The sequence below is a fragment of the Kitasatospora sp. NPDC038210 genome (assembly GCF_055600605.1).
The window spans coordinates 62192-78457 of sequence record NZ_JBVJYK010000016.1; the positions used below are offsets into that span (position 1 = coordinate 62192).

At 74.8% G+C, this 16266-nt stretch carries 12 protein-coding genes; 7 read left to right on the forward strand and 5 right to left on the reverse strand.

The features are described from left to right. Positions 1 to 248: 248 nt before the first annotated feature. From ACZ7KX_RS29190 to ACZ7KX_RS29200, 3 genes are all read left to right on the forward strand, one after another. Positions 249 to 1496 (forward strand): threonine/serine exporter family protein, encoded by a 1248-nt coding sequence (locus tag ACZ7KX_RS29190; protein WP_470329060.1) that lies wholly within the window; start codon positions 249 to 251, stop codon positions 1494 to 1496. 877 nt (positions 1497 to 2373) lie between these two features. Beyond that, positions 2374 to 2712 carry a hypothetical protein gene (locus ACZ7KX_RS29195; protein ID WP_470329061.1) on the forward strand — a complete coding sequence of 113 codons (339 nt, stop codon included), beginning with the start codon at positions 2374 to 2376 and terminating at the stop codon, positions 2710 to 2712. 322 nt (positions 2713 to 3034) lie between these two features. After that, positions 3035 to 6373, forward strand: coding sequence for an AfsR/SARP family transcriptional regulator (locus ACZ7KX_RS29200; protein ID WP_470329062.1), 3339 nt, complete (start codon positions 3035 to 3037; stop codon positions 6371 to 6373). A gap of 151 nt (positions 6374 to 6524) precedes the next feature. On the opposite strand, the gene ACZ7KX_RS29205 is transcribed toward ACZ7KX_RS29200, so the two are convergent. The 3 genes from ACZ7KX_RS29205 to ACZ7KX_RS29215 form a co-directional block, all read right to left on the reverse strand. After that, positions 6525 to 8156, reverse strand: a complete 1632-nt coding sequence (locus tag ACZ7KX_RS29205; protein WP_470329063.1) for an alpha/beta hydrolase — start codon at positions 8154 to 8156, stop codon at positions 6525 to 6527. Positions 8157 to 8322: 166 nt separating this feature from the next. Further along, a complete protein-coding gene (locus tag ACZ7KX_RS29210) occupies positions 8323 to 8820 on the reverse strand; it encodes a GNAT family N-acetyltransferase (RefSeq protein WP_470329064.1) in 498 nt (165 codons plus the stop codon). Then, a complete protein-coding gene (locus tag ACZ7KX_RS29215) occupies positions 8814 to 9359 on the reverse strand; it encodes a rhodanese-like domain-containing protein (RefSeq protein WP_470329065.1) in 546 nt (181 codons plus the stop codon). The genes ACZ7KX_RS29210 and ACZ7KX_RS29215 overlap by 7 nt, the downstream gene beginning before the upstream one ends. Before the next feature lie 380 nt (positions 9360 to 9739). On the opposite strand from ACZ7KX_RS29215, the gene ACZ7KX_RS29220 reads away from it, so the two are divergent. Then, positions 9740 to 11221 carry a purine-cytosine permease family protein gene (locus tag ACZ7KX_RS29220; RefSeq protein WP_470329066.1) on the forward strand — a complete coding sequence of 494 codons (1482 nt, stop codon included), beginning with the start codon at positions 9740 to 9742 and terminating at the stop codon, positions 11219 to 11221. A 228-nt stretch (positions 11222 to 11449) separates the two neighbouring features. Here ACZ7KX_RS29220 and ACZ7KX_RS29225 read toward each other — a convergent pair whose 3' ends face one another. Further along, complete coding sequence (locus ACZ7KX_RS29225; protein WP_396545587.1) at positions 11450 to 11749, reverse strand: DUF4193 domain-containing protein; 300 nt, start codon at positions 11747 to 11749, stop codon at positions 11450 to 11452. Positions 11750 to 12138: 389 nt separating this feature from the next. On the opposite strand from ACZ7KX_RS29225, the gene ACZ7KX_RS29230 reads away from it, so the two are divergent. Both ACZ7KX_RS29230 and ACZ7KX_RS29235 read left to right on the forward strand, forming a co-directional pair. Continuing rightward, on the forward strand, positions 12139 to 13203 hold the full coding sequence (locus ACZ7KX_RS29230) for a hypothetical protein (RefSeq protein ID WP_470329067.1): 1065 nt from the start codon (positions 12139 to 12141) through the stop codon (positions 13201 to 13203). Positions 13204 to 13326: 123 nt separating this feature from the next. Beyond that, positions 13327 to 13695, forward strand: coding sequence for a hypothetical protein (locus ACZ7KX_RS29235; RefSeq protein ID WP_470329068.1), 369 nt, complete (start codon positions 13327 to 13329; stop codon positions 13693 to 13695). Positions 13696 to 13806: 111 nt separating this feature from the next. Here ACZ7KX_RS29235 and ACZ7KX_RS29240 read toward each other — a convergent pair whose 3' ends face one another. Then, complete coding sequence (locus ACZ7KX_RS29240; RefSeq protein WP_470329069.1) at positions 13807 to 14439, reverse strand: HAD family acid phosphatase; 633 nt, start codon at positions 14437 to 14439, stop codon at positions 13807 to 13809. Positions 14440 to 14727: 288 nt separating this feature from the next. Here ACZ7KX_RS29240 and ACZ7KX_RS29245 point away from each other — a divergent pair, with 288 nt between their 5' ends. After that, positions 14728 to 16260, forward strand: coding sequence for a lipase/acyltransferase domain-containing protein (locus tag ACZ7KX_RS29245; protein ID WP_470329070.1), 1533 nt, complete (start codon positions 14728 to 14730; stop codon positions 16258 to 16260). The last annotated feature ends 6 nt before the right edge of the window (positions 16261 to 16266 follow it).

The following is a 16266-nucleotide window of genomic DNA, read 5'->3' on the forward strand; positions in this document are numbered from 1 at the left end:
CCCAGCCCGGTCACCGCCCACCCGTTTCCGCCCACGTCAGAACCCTCCCCTTCGCCGACCTCTCGGACTCGCCGCAGGCCGACAACCGCCACTGACAGGACCGGCCGTCCAGGCCGTCCGGGGTCCAGGCCTCGGGCGTTCGGGCCGGCTGCGCCACCGCGGGGTCCGCAGTGCCGTCACGGCCGCCCCCACCGTCACGGCCGCCCCCGTACGCGGCGGAAAGCGGGCGGTATGCGACCATACCCGCCATGTCCAGCACATTTCCGCCCGGCCGGGGCGCCGACGCCCCGGCCGACCCGCGCCGACGCCTCCTGCTCGAACTCGGCGCAGGACTGTTGAGCGGCGGCCTGCCCGTCCACGACGTGGAGGAGGAGCTGCGCGGTCTCGGACGGGCGCTGGGCGCGCCCGACGTTCGGGTGGCCGCCCTGACCACCGGGCTGTTCGTCTCGCTGAGCGCGGACGACGCGACCGCGTTCGAACCCGTCGGCCCCGCACTGCGGTTCGAGCAGACGGCCGACCTCCTCGACGTGGTGCACCGGCTGCGCGCGGGCGACCTGGACGGACACCGGGCGCTGCGCGACCTGGACGCGATCCGCCGGGCGCCGGCCCGCTGGCCCGGCTGGGTCGCGGACCTGGGGATGCTGCCGGTCGGCGTGGGGCTGTGCCTCTACCTGCAACCCGTGGCGGCGAACGTCGTCGCCGCCGGGATCGGCTCCCTGATCGTGGTGGGCCTGACCATGGCGGCCCGCCGGATGCCGCTGCTCCGGCCGCTGCTGCCGGTCACCGCCGGCTTCCTCGTCTCCGTCCTCGTCCTGGGTGCGGCCCGCGCCTCGCTGCTGGACGGGCCGCTGCGCACGATCGTCGCGACGCTGGCGATCCTGCTGCCGGGCAGCCTCCTGGTGACCGGACTGTCGGAGATCGCCGCGGGTGCGGCCAGCGCCGGCACCGCCCGGCTGGCGTCCGGCTCCGTGCAGCTGGCGCTCTTCCTCGCCGGCGTGGTGGCCGCCGGCACCGTCACCGGCGTTCCGGCCTCCGCCCTGGCCAACACCCAGGTGGCCACACCGAGTTGGTGGCTGATCTGCCTGGGGCTGGCACTCACCGTGGCCGGGGTCGTGATCAACGTGCACACCCCGCCGCCGGCCATCCCGTGGATCGTCGCGGTGATCGCGGTGACGGCCGCCGTCCAGGTCACCGTGACCTCCGCCAACGGCGCGGCGATCGGCGGTCTGGCCGGCGCGGTCACCGCCGCGGCGGCAGCCACCGTCGCGCACTGGCTGCGGCGCGGCTCGTCCTGGCAGGTGCTCTACCTGCCCGCGTTCTGGGTCGTGGTGCCGGGTTCCTTCGGCCTGCTCAACACCGCACAGATCGAGGTCGCCAACGGGGCGCACGCCCTGCTCACCGCCGTGTCGGCCGTCTTCGGGGTCTCCATCGGCACCCTCATCGGCTCGGTGATCAGCCGCATCCCCCGGCCCACCCTGCTGCAGCCCCGGACCTGACGCCCGGGCGGCCGCGCAGCGCTCCGCGACATCCGGCTCGAACGCGAAGCAGCGAAGCGCCCCGAACTCGATGGTCCGGCCGATCCGTTGAAGCCGCCGCCCCTCCTCCGGGCTCACCAGCCGGACGAACACTCGTGGACGACGCCCGCCCCACGAACACCTCCAAGATCAGAACCTGGGAACGGCCTGATCCCGGACGCACGCCCGGTCGACCCGCCAGTGCGGTCAGGCGTTGCCGGAAGCTCCGGCCCAGGGACGCTCACCGACCTCGCAGTGGTAGCAAAGTGCCACAGCACCGTCGTGGTTGTACCACTCGTGGGCTCCGCAATCCTTACTGCCCTTGCCGCCGAGCCCTCGCTCGACGAGGTACCAGGGCAGGTACCTGCGCAGACGGGTACGCCATCGATACCGACCGGTCCGAGTCACCCCGACAGGCTAATGCGATCCGGCCCACCCTGGAGATCAAATACCGAGCCGAGGATCTGGGCCGAGCCACTGGCTGGCGGACACGAGGATTCGTCGATGCGGACCGCCCATCGCTGCGCACTGCGCGGGCCGCCGAACGGCGAGGACCATCGCGGGAGTGTCAGCCCCCGGGGGCAGGATGCCACCCGGCATCGTTCGCGCGTCGGAGGGGAAAGGCCATGGCGGCCACAGCGTTGGAGAGGCTGAGGAAGCTGCTCGGTGAGCCCGAGCGGTGGGGGCGGGCGCGGCCCGAGCTGTGGTCGGTGTCGGAGGCGTGCCTGGGGCTGGCCCTGCCGACCGACTTCAAGGCCTTTCTGGATCTCCACGGGCCCGGCTCCGTGGACGGGTACGGGCAGGTGGACCGGCCGCTGGACGGCAGTCGGGAGGAGGCGGAGCGCCTCTGGTGCCAGGGGTGGGGGCGGCGGCCGAGCGGGATCCCGAGCTGTTCCCGTGGCCGTTCCACCCGGAGGAGGGCGGTCTGATCGCGTGGGGGTGCGACGAGGACGCCGACTGTTACTTCTTCCTGGCCTCGGAAGCGGATCCGGACGACTGGCGCATCATCGTCTGGGGCGAAGCTGGCGAATGGTTCGAAACCGCCGGCCCGTTCACCGAGTTCCTGCTGCGGTGCTTCGAGCGGGTCGACCGCCCGCCGTTCATCGCTCCGAACTGGCCGGGGAAGAACGCCCGTTATCAGCAGGAACAGCCGACCGCGGCGAGCACGCAGCCCACCGAGGCGTCACAGGCGCGCTGACAGAGCGCGGCGACCGACGCGGCATTCGACCCTGGCGGCTTCGACATCACGGGGCCGATGACAGGTGCCCACCGGACTGCCCGGCAGTCCGTTTTCCCGGACCGCCGATCGGGGCGCCCCCGGCAGTTCTGCGCGGCCGGCCGACGTCGGCAGTCCGCCGGGAGAAGGCGTGACACCGGTCCCCGCGAACGGGCACCGGGCGGGAGTCGGACCCCCGTCGGGTCACTGCCGTCGGCCACCGGGACAATGATCTTGGTTGTCGGCGGTGCTGAACGAGGGGCAGGCGGGTTTGCGGATCAACGTTCTGGGGCCGCTTCAGGTCGTGCGGGGTACGGACGGGGAGGTTTTCGAGGTCGGCGGGGCCCGGCTCCGGTCGCTGCTGGTCCGGCTGGCGCTCGACCCCGGGCGCGTGGTCACCCGTGAGCGCCTGGTGGACGACCTCTGGGGGGACACCCCGCCGGAGGAGCCGACCGGTGCCCTGCAGTCCCTGGTCTCCCGGCTCCGGCGGGTGCTGGGTGCCGACCGGGCCGTGATCGGTTCGCACCCCGCCGGGTACCTGCTCGACCTGCCCCGCGGGAGCGTGGACGCCTGGGACTTCGAGCAGAAGGCGGCGGCGGGACGGGCGGCACTGACGGCGGGCGGGTTCGCCGAGGCGGTCGCGTCGCTGGACGGGGCGCTGGAACTCTGGCGCGGGGCGCCGTTCGCGGACGCCGAAGGCGTCGGGTTCGCCGCGGCGCCGGCGGCCCGGCTGGCCGAGCTGCGGCTGTCGGCGGTCGAGGACCGGGCCGACGCCCTGCTCGCGCTCGGCGGGACCGACGCGCCCGCGCGCCTGGTCGCCGAGCTCACCGGACTGTGCGTCGCCCACCCGCTGCGCGAACGGACCGCCGTCAGGCTGATGCGCGCGCTCCACGCGACCGGGCGGCAGGCGGCGGCGCTGGAGGTGTTCGAGCGGACGCGGCGGTCGTTGGCGGAGGAGCTGGGTGCCGACCCGTCCGCCGAACTGAAGAACGCCCACCTGCGTGTGCTGTCCGGCGCGCAGCCGCTCGCCCCGGGGCCGGCCGGGGCGTCGGGCGCGAGCGTGGCCGGGCGCACTGCGCTGCCCGGGTGGATCACCGCCCTGGTCGGCCGCGACGAGGCACTGACGGCGGTGGCGGAACGGCTGCGCCGGTCGCGCCTGGTCACGCTGACGGGGCCTGGAGGCGTGGGCAAGACCCGGCTGGCCGTCGCCGCCGCAACGGCCGCACAGGCTGCACACGCCGGCGCCGTACCGGCAGCACACGCCGCACGCCGCGCACCGGACGTACCGGACGTACGGGTCGCCGAACTCGCGGCCGCGGCCGGGCCGGACGGGCCGGCCCAGGCCGTGCTGACGGCGGTCTGCCACCCGGCGGACGCCGGGGTGCTGTCCGGCGGCCTGCCCACCGGCGAGCCGGCCGGGGACCCCGTCGACCGGATCGTCCGGGCGCTGGAGGGCCGGGACGTCCTGCTCGTCCTGGACAACTGCGAGCACCTGATCGAGGAGGCCGCCCGGCTGACCCATCGCCTGTTGGCCGCCGCGCCCCGGCTCACCGTGCTGGCCACCAGCCGCGAACCGCTCGGCGTGACCGGCGAGGTGCTGTGGCCGGTGCCGCCGCTCGCCGTGCCCGAACCCGGCGCCACCGTGCAGGAGGCGCTCGCGTGCCCGGCCGTCGCCCTCTTCGCCGAACGGGCCGCCGCGGCCTGCCCCGGATTCGCCGTGGACCGGGACACCGTCGAGCCGGTCGTCCGGATCTGCCGGGAGCTGGACGGCCTCCCGCTGGCCCTCGAACTGGCGGCGGCCCGGCTGCGGGCGCTGAGCCCCGGGCAGATCGCCGCGCGGCTGCACGACCGGCTCCGGCTGCTGGACAGCGGCCCGCGCACCGCTCCGGACCGGCACCGCACGCTGCGCGCCGTCATCGACTGGAGCTGGGAGCTGCTCGACGAGGACGAGCGCGTCCTGCTGCGCCGGCTCTCGGTGTTCGCCGGCGGGGCGACCCTCCCGGACGCGCACCTGGTCTGCGCCGGGCACTGGCCGGGCGGGCCGGCGCCCGACCCGACGGCCGTGGAGGACCTGCTGGCGTCCCTGGTCGACAAGTCCCTGGCCACGGTCGTCGGCCTGGGCACCGGGCCGGTGCGCTACCGGCTGCTGGAGACGGTCCGCGCGTACACGGCCGAACGGCTCGTCGAGGCCGGCGAGGACGGCCGGACCGGCGACGCCCACCTGCGCTGCTTCATGGAACTCGCCGAGGACGCCGAACCCCGGCTGCGGACGGCCGGTCAGACCGGCCTGCTGGCCCGGCTCGACGCGGAACAGGGCAACCTGGACGCGGCGCTGCGCCGGGCGGTCGCCGTCGGCCCACCGGAGTTCGCGCTGCGGTTGACGGCCGCACGGGCCTGGCCGTGGCTGATGCGTGGCCAGGGCCGCGAGGCCGGCGAGTGGACGGCGGCCGTCCTCGCCGCCCACGGCTACGTCCCACCGCCCGGCCTGGAGCAGGTGCACGCCCGGTGCGTGATCCTGGCGCAGCTCACCGCGCCGCTCCGGGAGACCGGCGACGCCGTGATCCCGCCCGAGGCGATGGGCGCGGCCCTGGTCACGGCGCAGCAGTCCGACCACCCCGTCGCCCTGGCCGCCTCGCTGCTGCTCGCCGTGGCGAGCCCGCCGGACGCGCCGAGCCCGCCGGGCGCGGTGGGCGCGGTGGGCGCGGTGGGCGCGGTGGGCGCGGTGGGCGCGGTGGGCGCGACGGCGCAGCGGTACGGCGGGCATCCCGACCAGTGGGTCCGGGCGGCCGCCCGACTGGTGCTCGGCCGGGTCGAGTTGGGCGCGGGCCGGATCGGGCGCGCCGAGCGCTGCCTGCGGACCGCGGTGGACGACTTCCGGGCCCTGGGCGACCGTTGGGGGCTGGCCATGGCCCTGGTCACGCTGGCCGCGCTGCTGTCCGTCACCGGCGCGGCGGACGAGGCACTCGCGGCGCTCGCGGAGGCCGGTGAACGGGACGTCGAGATGGGCGGTCGCGGCGAGGCGCCGCTGCTCCTGCTGCTGTCGGGCCGGTTGCGGGCGCGCGGCGGCGAGGCGGCGGCGGCCCGGGCGGACCTGGAGCGCGCGCTGGCCGCCGCCGCCCGCGCCCGGGACCCGCACCTGCAGGCCGCCGCCCGCTACGCACTCGGTGAACTCGCCCGGCGGACCGGCGACTTGGACGCGGCGGCGGACGGCCTGCAGGAGACGCTGCGGCGGCTGGAGCAGCTGCCCGCGACCGGTCCCGGCGCCCCGGCGCGGCTGCACCTGCTCGCCCTGCTGCACACCGGTCTGGCCCGGACCCGCCGGCGGCGCGGCGCGCCGGACGCGGCCGCAGCGCTGCACCTGCGGGCCCTGGAGCTGGCCGCGGACAGCGGCGACCGGCCGGTGCGGGCGGACGTCTTGGAGGGGTACGCCGAGTACTGCCTCGCCGTCGGCGACCCGGCGCGCGGGGCCGCCGCGCTGGGCGCGGCGTACGGCCTGCGCGGGGCCCACGACGCGGGCGATCCGGAGCTGCGGGCCGTCCTGGACGGCTGCGCCGAGGCCCTCGGGGAGGCCGGGTTCCGGGCCGCCTGGGAGCGCGGCCTGGCGTTGCCGCGGCCGGAGTCGCTGGTCCTGGAGGCGGGCTGACGGACCCTCCGGACCACCACGGCCGTGCCGCGTCGCCCGCTCCGCCGGGTGCGCGGCCAGCCGGCGGAGCGGGTAAGCGGCCGGCCGGCGGGCGCGGGTGCCCGGTCAACCAGCGGGCGGGAACCCGGTCAGCCAGTGCGCCGGTGCCCGGTCAGCCGCCGAAGGGCTGCCGGTCGGGTGCACAGACCGTCCCGGGGGCGGGCAGGACACCTTCGACCAGGTAGCGGGTCTCGTGCCGGGCGGCGCAGTCGCTGGAGTTGGCCAGCACGGTGTGGCCGTAGCCGTCGACGGTCAGCAGTCGGGCGCGGGCGAGCGAGCGAGCCATCGCGCGGGAGCCTTCGTACGGCATGGCCGGGTCACTGGTGTTGGCGACGACCAGGACCGGCTGGGCGGTCGGGTGGTTCCAGGGGCCGTCGTACCGGTCGCGGTCCCGGGCGGGCCAGTCGGCGCAGCGCTCGTCGGCCCAGGCGAAGTACGGGCCGACCTCGCCGGAGCGGGCTCGGGCGAGCGCGGCCAGGGCGGCGTGGTCGGCCCGGGCCGGCGGGTCGGCGCTGTCCGAGCACGCCACCGCGAGCACCTGGTCCGGCGACTCGTGGACAACGGGCGGCAGTGGTGCGGTCGGCGTGGCGGGCGCTTCGGTGGCGGCCCACAGTGCGCCGAGCGTCGCGCCGAGCTGGGTCCAGCCGGTCCCGGGGATACCCGGGACGGGGGCGGCGGCGTAGAGGGAGAGGATCGTGGTCTCCAGGGTCGAGCCGACGGTGAAGGTCATCCCGCCGAGCGCGACCGGTCGGGTGCGCAGCCGCGCGAGCAGTTCGCCGTACCTGGCCCGGGTGGCGGCGGCCGTCCCCGCGGAGAAGGCGCAGACCCGGGGGCCGGCCTGGCCGCACTGGTCGAGGAACGCGTCGAGGACGCGGCCGGCGGCCAGGTCGCTGCCGTTGCGCAGCAGGGTGCCCGTGGTGGCGCCCTGCCCGCCGCGGCCGGTCGACCAGGCGACCGGGTCCGGTGCGCTGTCGAGGATCATGGCGCGGACCCGGCCGGGGAACAGGTTGGCGTAGGTGGCGCCGAGGTAGCTGCCGTACGAGGTGCCCAGGTAGGTGAGCTGCCGGTCGCCGACCGCCCGGCGCAGCCGCTCCATGTCCCGGGCGACGTTCGCGGTGGAGATGTGCGGCAGCAGGGCGGGGTTGCGGTCCGCGCACTGCCGGGCCAGCCGCCGGTAGGCGGCGCTCCAGGCCTGCTGCTGGTCCTCGCCCTCGGGGTAGCCGGCGGCGGTGCCCGCCAGCAGGGCCTGCTCGTCCTGCGAGTCGTCGAAGCACTGGACGGGAGTGCTGGCTCCGGTGCCGCGCGGGTCGAAGCTGACGATGTCGAAGCGCTTGCGCACCTCTTCGGGGAACCGGCCGAGCATCGCGGGCAGGGCCTTTGTGCCGGAAACGGCGGGGCCGCCGGGGTTGTAGAACAGCGAGCCGATCCGGTGCGCGTGGTCCTCCGCGGGGTGCCGGATGACAGCGAGGTCGATCCCGGCGCCGTGCGGGTCGTGGTGGTCGAGCGGGACGCGGGCGGTCGCGCACTCGAAGCCGTCCGCGCACTTCTCCCAGGTCAGGCGGGGCACCGGCCCGGTGTCCGGCGCTGCCAGGGCCGTCGCCGGGAACACCGCGGCCAGCAGTGCGGCCGCGGCGGCGCCCGCGCCGAGCCGCCACCCGGCTGCCGTACGCCGCGCCGCAGTGCGGGACGCCCGGTGCGGGCGCGGTCCTGCGGCGGGGCCGGGGGGAGGGGAGGTAGGAGTCATGCCGGTGCCCTTTCGTCAACGGGCCGGGCGGTCGAACGCGCTCCTCGGTCGCGGCGTACCGCCCGGCACGTCCGACCGTTCCGCACCTCGCGGGCAGACCGCTGGCAGAGCGCCGGCAGTGCGCTGGCAACGCCCCGGCACCCGTCGGCGGAGCTACGGGCGACGGCTACGCCCGGGGCGGGACGCCCGCCGGGTCCGCGGTCAGCGAGAACCGGACCTTGGGCCGGGCCCGCGCCCCCGCGCGGCCGTAGAAGCGGATCGCGTCGGCGTTCCAGTCGGGCGTTTGCCACTCGATGTGTGCCGCGCCGCGGACCGTTGCCGCGTCCTGCACGGCGTCGAGCAGGGCCTTCCCCCAGCCCTCTCCCCGGTGCGGTTCGGTGACGAACAGGCAGTCCAGGTGGACGTGGTCGGCCGCCCGCCAGGTGGAGAACTCCAGGGAGTAGGTGGCGTAGCCGATCAGTTCACCTCCCCGGTCGACGACCAGGCACCACGCTCTCGGACGTGCCGAGAACAGCACGGGCTCCAGGCGGACGGCGAGATCGGCGGGCACCGGCTCGGCTCGCTCGAAAGCGGCGTGGGCGGCGCACAGCCGGGCCACCGCCGGAAGGTCGGCCACGGTGGCGGGGCGGATCGCGCCGGCCGGCCGGGCGGGGTCCGTCAGCATGCGCAGGAGATGCCCGAGCGCGGGGCGGTCAGGTCGTCGACGGGGCGCTGCTCGGTGCCGGTGGCGGAGTCGTAGGCGAAGCCCTCGCGTGCCCAGTACTCGAAGCCGCCGAGCATCTCCTTGACCCGGTAGCCGAGGCGGGCGAACGCGAGCGCGGCGCGGGTCGCGCCGTTGCAGCCGGGGCCCCAGCAGTAGGTGACCACGGTCCGGGCCGGGTCGATCAGCTGCGGCGCCAGTTCGGCGATCCGCGCGGCGGGGATGTGGAGGGCGCCGGGGATGTGGCCCTGGTCCCAGGCGGCGTCGCTGCGGGTGTCGACCACCACGACGCCGGGCGCGCCGGACACCAGGTCCGCGTGGACGTCGGAGACGTCCGCCTCGAAGGCGAGCCGGGCGGCGAAGTGGGCGGCGGCCTCGGCGGGGGCGGCGGCGGGCACGCTCAGGACGGCGCCGGTGGTCGCGGCGCCGCCGATCTCGGCGGAAGCGGTGGCGGCGGACGCGATCTCCACGGAAGCGGCGACGGCGGGAGCGGTGGCGGACATGCGAGTACCTCGTGTTCCGGCTGGTCGGGACGGGGTCCGGTGCGCGCCGTACCCGGTTCCCCCGGTCGGCGACGGCTCCATCCTCCGGTCCCCGGGCTCGCCCCACGAGTGGCGTGAACGCCTGAGGTCGCCAAGATCCCGCCAGTCGGACGGAGTGCCCCACGGCCACCCGGAACGCCACCGGCCGGGGCCCCGGCACCGAGCCGGCATCGCGGGCCGCCCCTGCCCGATCGCGTGCGATCCCTAGCGGGCAACCGCATCAATCGGGTCACTCCAGAACAAAGGTAGGATAACTCAACTTCCGCGCTACGCGCGGAGACTTCCATAAATGTTCCATTTGCCCGATTCATCTCCCGCTTCACACGCACGGAGCCACCCTCATGGACAACACGTCCACCGCCGCCACCGCCGACGGCGCGATAGAGACGCGCGGTATCGAACCCGTCCCGGACCACGAGCGCCGGGGCAGAGTCCGCGAGCTCTTCCCGACCTGGGTCGCCGCGAACATCAGCGTGCTGCTGCTCACCATGGGCGCGGCCCTGGTGGTGCTCAACCAGCTGAACTTCTGGCAGGTCCTGATCGTCGCGGCGTGCGCCGCGCTCGTCTCGTTCGGCCTGGTCGGCGTGCTGTCGGTCTCCGGGAAGTGGGGCGGGGCGCCCGGCGCGACCCTCTCGCGGGCCACCTTCGGCGTGCGCGGCAACCTCTTCCCCGGCGCGATCCTCTGGATCGCCCGGTTCGGCTGGGAGACGATCAACGCCGTCACCGGCGCCTACGCCGTGCTGACCGTCCTCGACCTGATGTTCGGGGTGAAGAGCAACACCGCGCTGATCGTCATCACGCTCTTCCTCTTCGTCGCCTGCACCTTCCTGGTCTCCGGCATGGGCCGCAAGGCGCTGAACGTCTGCAACACCTGGTCGACGTACCTCTTCGGCGTCTTCAGCATCCTGGTGCTGGGCTACCTGGTCGCGACCATGGACTGGAGCGAGGTCTTCGCCAAGCCCGCCGGCACCACCGCGATGATGATCGCCGGCATCGGAACCATCGCCGCCGGCGGCATCAGCTGGGTCCCGACCGGCCCGGACTTCGCCCGCTACCTGCCGCACGCCGCCTCCGGCAAGAAGATCGTCGGCGTGACGGTCTCCGGCGCCGGCCTGGTCATGGTGCCGATGGTGCTGATGGGCGCCGTGATGGCGGTGGCCTCCCCCGGCCTGGCGCAGGCCGCCGACCCGGTCTCCTTCCTCGGTGACCTGCTGCCGACCTGGCTGGCCGTGCCCTACCTGCTGACCGCGATCGTGGGCATGCTGCTGATCAACAGCCTCTCCATGTACTCGGCCGGCTTCACCGCGCAGACCATGGGCGTCAAGCTCCCGCGCGCCCTGGCCGTCAGCATCAACGCCGTGATCTCGCTGGTCGGCGGCCTGCTGCTGATGCTGGTCGCCAAGAGCTTCCTGGGCTCCTTCATCACCTTCCTGATCCTGCTCGCCGTCTCCTTCTCGGCCTGGATCGGCGTCTACGCCGTCGACATGTTCCGGCGCCGGTCGCGCGCGGTGCGCTACGACGCCGACGCGCTGATGGACACCAGCAGGAACAGCCGCTACTGGTACGTCGGCGGCTTCTGCTGGCAGGCGATGGTGTCGTGGGTGCTCGCGCTGCTGATCGGCCTCGCCTTCACCAGCTGCGACTGGTTCGCCGGCCCGCTGTCCGACACCTTCGTCGGCAAGTACGGGCTCGCCTGGGCCGCGACCATCGTGGTCTCCGCCCTGATCATGGCCGTGCTGCCCACGCCCCGGGAGAACACCCCCGCCACCGCCGAGCAGCCCGCCGGCCTCCGGGCGGAGCAGCCCGAACGGGTCAGCGCCTGACCGCGCGTACGCGGGCGTCCGGCCTCCGGACCCCCGCGTACGCCCCGGACCGCCCGGGTGCCGACTCTGCTGAGTCGGCACCCGGGCGGTCCGGTTTTCGATGCCGCTGTCCGCGGCCGCCGCTCGGGCCCGTACGGGCCTTCACGGGCCTCCTCGGGCCTTCACCGGCCTTCACGGGGCCCTCTCGGGCCTCTTCGGGCTCTCCGGGCCCCGTGGGCCCGGCGGCCGTCAGGAGGCGCAGTCGCGGCAGATGGGCTGACCGTTCTTGTCCTCGCCGGCGAGCTGGTTGCGGTGGTGCACCAGGAAGCAGGTCATGCAGGTGAACTCGTCCTGCTGGATGGGCACGACCCGGACGGTGAGTTCCTCACCGGACAGGTCGGCACCCGGGAGCTCCAGGCCTTCGGCGCCCTCGGTGTCGACGTCGACGACGGAGCTCTGCTTGTCCTCGCGCTGACTCTTCAGCTCCTCGATGCTCTCGTCGCTGCTTCCGTCGCCGGTGTCTCGCGGGGCGTCGTAGTCGGTTGCCACTGGGGTGCCTTCTCCTCAACAGTCGTTTCCGGTGGGCAGGTCGTGCCACCCACCGGCCGACACGGTACCGCTCCGGCGCGGCGGACCGCCCACCTGTGACGCACCACCATGCCACCTGCCGGGCCATCCGGCGCGCGAACGCCGACACGCGACCACCCGCCACCCACGCGTCCCTTGCCTGTGGTAGGCGACCCGGAGGGCCCGTGCGAGCCGTCCACGCCCCCGTCCGGACGGCCGACGGAGAGCCCACCGGACCGGCTCGGGCCCAGGGGTGGAACAGCTGGGCGGCGGTGTCCGTCCGGCACCGGTCGACCGACGCCGGGACCCGGGACCCGCGCTCACGCGGGCGCGCCGGTCATCAGACCGGCCCGACGCGAGAGGATTCGGGTATGACGATCACACCCCGGCTGGTGGCCAAGTACGCGATCCCGGACCGGGACGGTGCCCACAGCTACCTCGACCCCACCGGCCCCGTTCCCCGGCTGGAGGTCCGCAGCCCGGAGTCGCTGCGCATCTACGAACTGCAGGAACAGGCCGAGCTGAGAGCCGAGTTCCCGGCCCCGACGCCCAACCGGTGGTCGCGGCAGTGGGTGGCTCCCGACCTCTCGTTCGCCGTCTTCGGCGCCGGGACGGAGTACGTCGCGGTCGCCCCGGACGGCACCGGGCTGTGGCAACAGCCGTACGGCACGTGGGAGGTGAACCGCTGGGGCTACCTCGACTTCTCCGGCTCGGCCGGCGGCGCCGACCGGGAACTCCGGATCTGGTTGCGGCTCCCCTCCGGGCTGTCCGACAGTACCCTGATCCTCACCCTGGACGCCGCGGGAACGGTGCTGGCGCGGAGTGTGCTCCCGTGCGGCGGCTACGAGCGGTTCGTCAGCCTGCTCTGGGACGAGAACGACGAGGTCAGCGGCGTCACCGTGTCCGGCGGGCAGGCGGGGGCCACGCACTTCGAGGCGCGGTGGGAGTCCGGTGGCATCGTCCTGGGCCGGCAGTTGCCACCGGGCCGGGGCGACCTGCTCCTGAACGAGCGCGAGTACCTGGGCGCGGACTCACGGAACGCCCGCTGCATGACCGTCGACCGCAGGCGACAGGACGTCAGCTGGCACAGCCTCCCCTCGTACCGGGTCACCGCCACGCTCGGCCTGAGCGACTTCCCGGCCCCCGGCACCGGCGACTGCTCGGTGCACGACGACCCGCAGATCTCGACCTTCAGCGGGTTCGTGGACGACGACACCGCGATGGTGACGCTCTACAACCCGTACGACGAGGCCGCGGTGTACGTGTTCGGCCAGGAGCGCTGGAGGGAGCACAGCCACTGGCTCGCCGACCCCGCCACCGGCGCCCTGCACGGCCGCATCGAGTACCCGATGGCCGAGGTCGACACCGTGATGCCGGTCGGCGACGGCACCTGGATCACCGAGGAATGGGACGCCGTCTACCGCTGGCGGCGCTGAGCCCGTCCGCCCATCTGCCCGTGCACCCCGCCCGCACATGAGCCCGTCCGCACCGGGCTCGCCGCGACGCCCACGGACTAGGCTGGTGCCGCGGACGTGTCGGCCCGGGGTGGGGAGAGCGGCGTGGGAGTCGGGGAGTCGGAGGGAACGGGCGGGACGGACCGGACGGGCGAGGCCCTGCCCGGGTCCTGCCCGCAGTGCGCGCGGGACCTGGTCCGGGAGACCACCCGCGCCGGGGCGTACGGGGGCACCAACGAGTGGTGGAAGTGCCCCGGTTGCGGGTTCCTGGGGCGTCCCGACCTCGGGGGGCGCCCGATCCTCCACCCGTTCCGGTACCCGGAGGGCGAGGAGGCGGACTGCGTCTTCTGCGGCTGGGAGGACTGCAACCGGGCGAGCGAGGCCTTCGCCTGGGACGGCTGGCTGTGCGAGTGGATCGTCTGCGCGACCTGCGGGCGGGAGAACGTACGCCGGATCAGGCGCGTCGCCGAGTAGGGCGCGGCCGGCCCGGACCACGGGGCCCCGGACCCGTCGTGCGCCCTGGAGTGGGAAGTCGACCGGGCCGACTTCCCACTCCCCGGCCGGGCAGCGCCCCGGCGAGGTGGGTCAGGAGAGCAGGCCGTCGTAGTCCGGCAGCTTGAAGGTCCGCTCGGCGTGGCCGCCGTTCAGGTCCGTCCAGTTGTTGCCGATGCTGGCGATGATCGTGTAGCCCTCGTTCTCGACCTTGATCCGCTCATCCGTCTTGTACTGCTGCACCGACTTGAAGAGGTCGCCGATGCCGCGCCCGTGCAGCTCGTCCACGGTGTAGCCCGCGCTCTGCAGGCTGGACCGGGTGATGGCCTCCATGAAGTCGACCCGCGCGGTGACGAAGATGATCGCGACCCCGCGCGAGTGGGCGTACTGCGCGAGCTCCACCACCGGCGCCATGCCCGGCATCGCGAGCGGGTGGAAGTGCGTCGCCAGGCTGGTGTTGTCGATGTCGAGGACGATCGCCGGCTTCCCGCCCGAGGGCTGGGAGACGCGCTGCTCGACGTAGGCGCGGGCGGGCGCGATCGCGGCGGCGACGTCGGCCAGCCACTGCTCCTCGGTCACCGAGCTGCTGCTCGCCTCCGCAGCGACGGGAGCAACGGCAGCAACCGGGGCAACGGGAGCCGGGGCCGCGACGGCCGGGGCGGCAAGAACGGCGGTGACCGCGGCCGACAGGGTCGCGGCAGCAACGAGCTTGGCCTTGAGACTCATCTCTGAACCTCGCCTTTCACAGTGGTGAACAGTCAGTCAAGTGGTGCTTCGACATGGCACCTCGGTGCCAAGGAGAGCGATTCTCGCCCAGCCGACCCCGGCCCGGGCGGGTCACCTCGACAGAACGTCAAGAACATGCCAGACACCTGGTCGCCGCCGTCCGCAGCGTGTACCGCCCCGCCCCCCGGGCCGGGCTCGCCGGCACCGCGCGCGGTCGGCCGCGGCGCCACGGGCTTTCTCCGCCAAGCCCCGGCGGGCGGCGGGTGTGCTGCTCTATGGTCGGGTGGCATGGGGACTGTGGGGGACGGCTTCGACCCGTACTGCCGTGCCATGACACCGCCGGTGTTCGACGACCGGACCAGGGACGCGTGCGTCATCGTGCCGGGCATCATGGGCAGCGTCCTGCAGGACACCGCGACGGGCCGCCCGCTGTGGGGCGTGGACCCGGCGATGCTCACCGACCTGCTGACGGGCGGTGAGCGCCTGGCCGCGCTGCACGCCGATCCCCGGGAGCGGGCCGCCGACGCCGACACCGCCCGGCGTGGCCCGCTGACCCGCGTCGGCGCCACCGCACTGCTGACCAAGCCGTGCTGGCTGCCGTTCTTCCAGGGCCTCGACCCCTACACCGACCTGCGCAAGGCCCTGCAGGGCGTCACCCTGGCCCCGGAGGCGGTGGCGCCGTTCCCGTACGACTGGCGCCTGGCCGTCGCCTACAACGGGGCCCTGCTGGCCCGTGCAGCCCGCGCGCACCTCACCCGGTGGCGGGAGCAGGTGGCCGCCCGGCCCGAGTGGCGCGCAGCGGGCGAGCGTTCGCCCCGGCTGCTGTTCGCCGCCCACTCGATGGGCGGGCTCGTGGTGCGGGCGGCGCTGGAGCAGGATCCGGAACTGGCCGCCGACACCCGGGCGGTGATCACCGTAGGGACCCCGTTCCTGGGCTCGGCGAACGCGGTCCTCGCGCTCAACGTCCTGCAGGCCGAGGCGAAGCCGGGCCGGATGGTGCGGCGCGTCCACGCACTGGCGGCGACCCTGCCCGGCGTCCACGACCTGCTGCCCGGCTACCGGTGCGTGGACCGCGGCCTGGACGTGGACCGCCTCACCCCGGCGGACGTCGCCCGGTTCGGCGGCGACGGGGACCTGGCCGCGCGCTCCCTCGGCGAGCACGCGCGCCACCGCGCGAGCGGGTTCGCGCTGCCCGGGCACCGGGCGATCGTCGGCGAGGCCCAGGCGACCGTGCAGAGCCTGGACGAGGACGCGCGCACGGGCCGGGCGGTCGCGGTGGGCCGCCGGCACGCCTTCGACGTCGGCGACGACCGCGAACTCCTCCGCCATCCCCGTACCGGCATCCCGGTCAGGCGCGACGCCTCCGGCGACGGCACCGTCCACGTGCCGTCCGCCAGGGTCGGCACCGAGGCCGTCACCTACGTGTTCGGCCAGCACGGCATGCTGATGCGTCACGACGAGGTCCTGCGGCAGGTGCGCCGCATCGCCCTGGAACGCCCGCAGGGCGCCCACCTCGCCGACGACGGCCACGCGGACGGGCCCGGCCTGGACACCCCCCGCCTCGGGGGGACGTGGGGCGAGCCCCTCGTCCTGCGGGCCACCGGCCTGGACACGCCGGCGGGCGTGCGCCTCACCGTCCACAGCGCCACCACCGGCCGTCCCGGCCACCCGCTCACCCTCACCACCCGGCCGGGCGACCCGGACCGCACGCTGACCGCCCGCTTCACCCCCGAGGCGCCCGACCTGTACCGGGTGGTCCTGGACACCGGGGCGCACGCTCCCCTGTCCCAGCTCGTCCTCGTCAGCCCGCCCGACGCCTGAACCCGG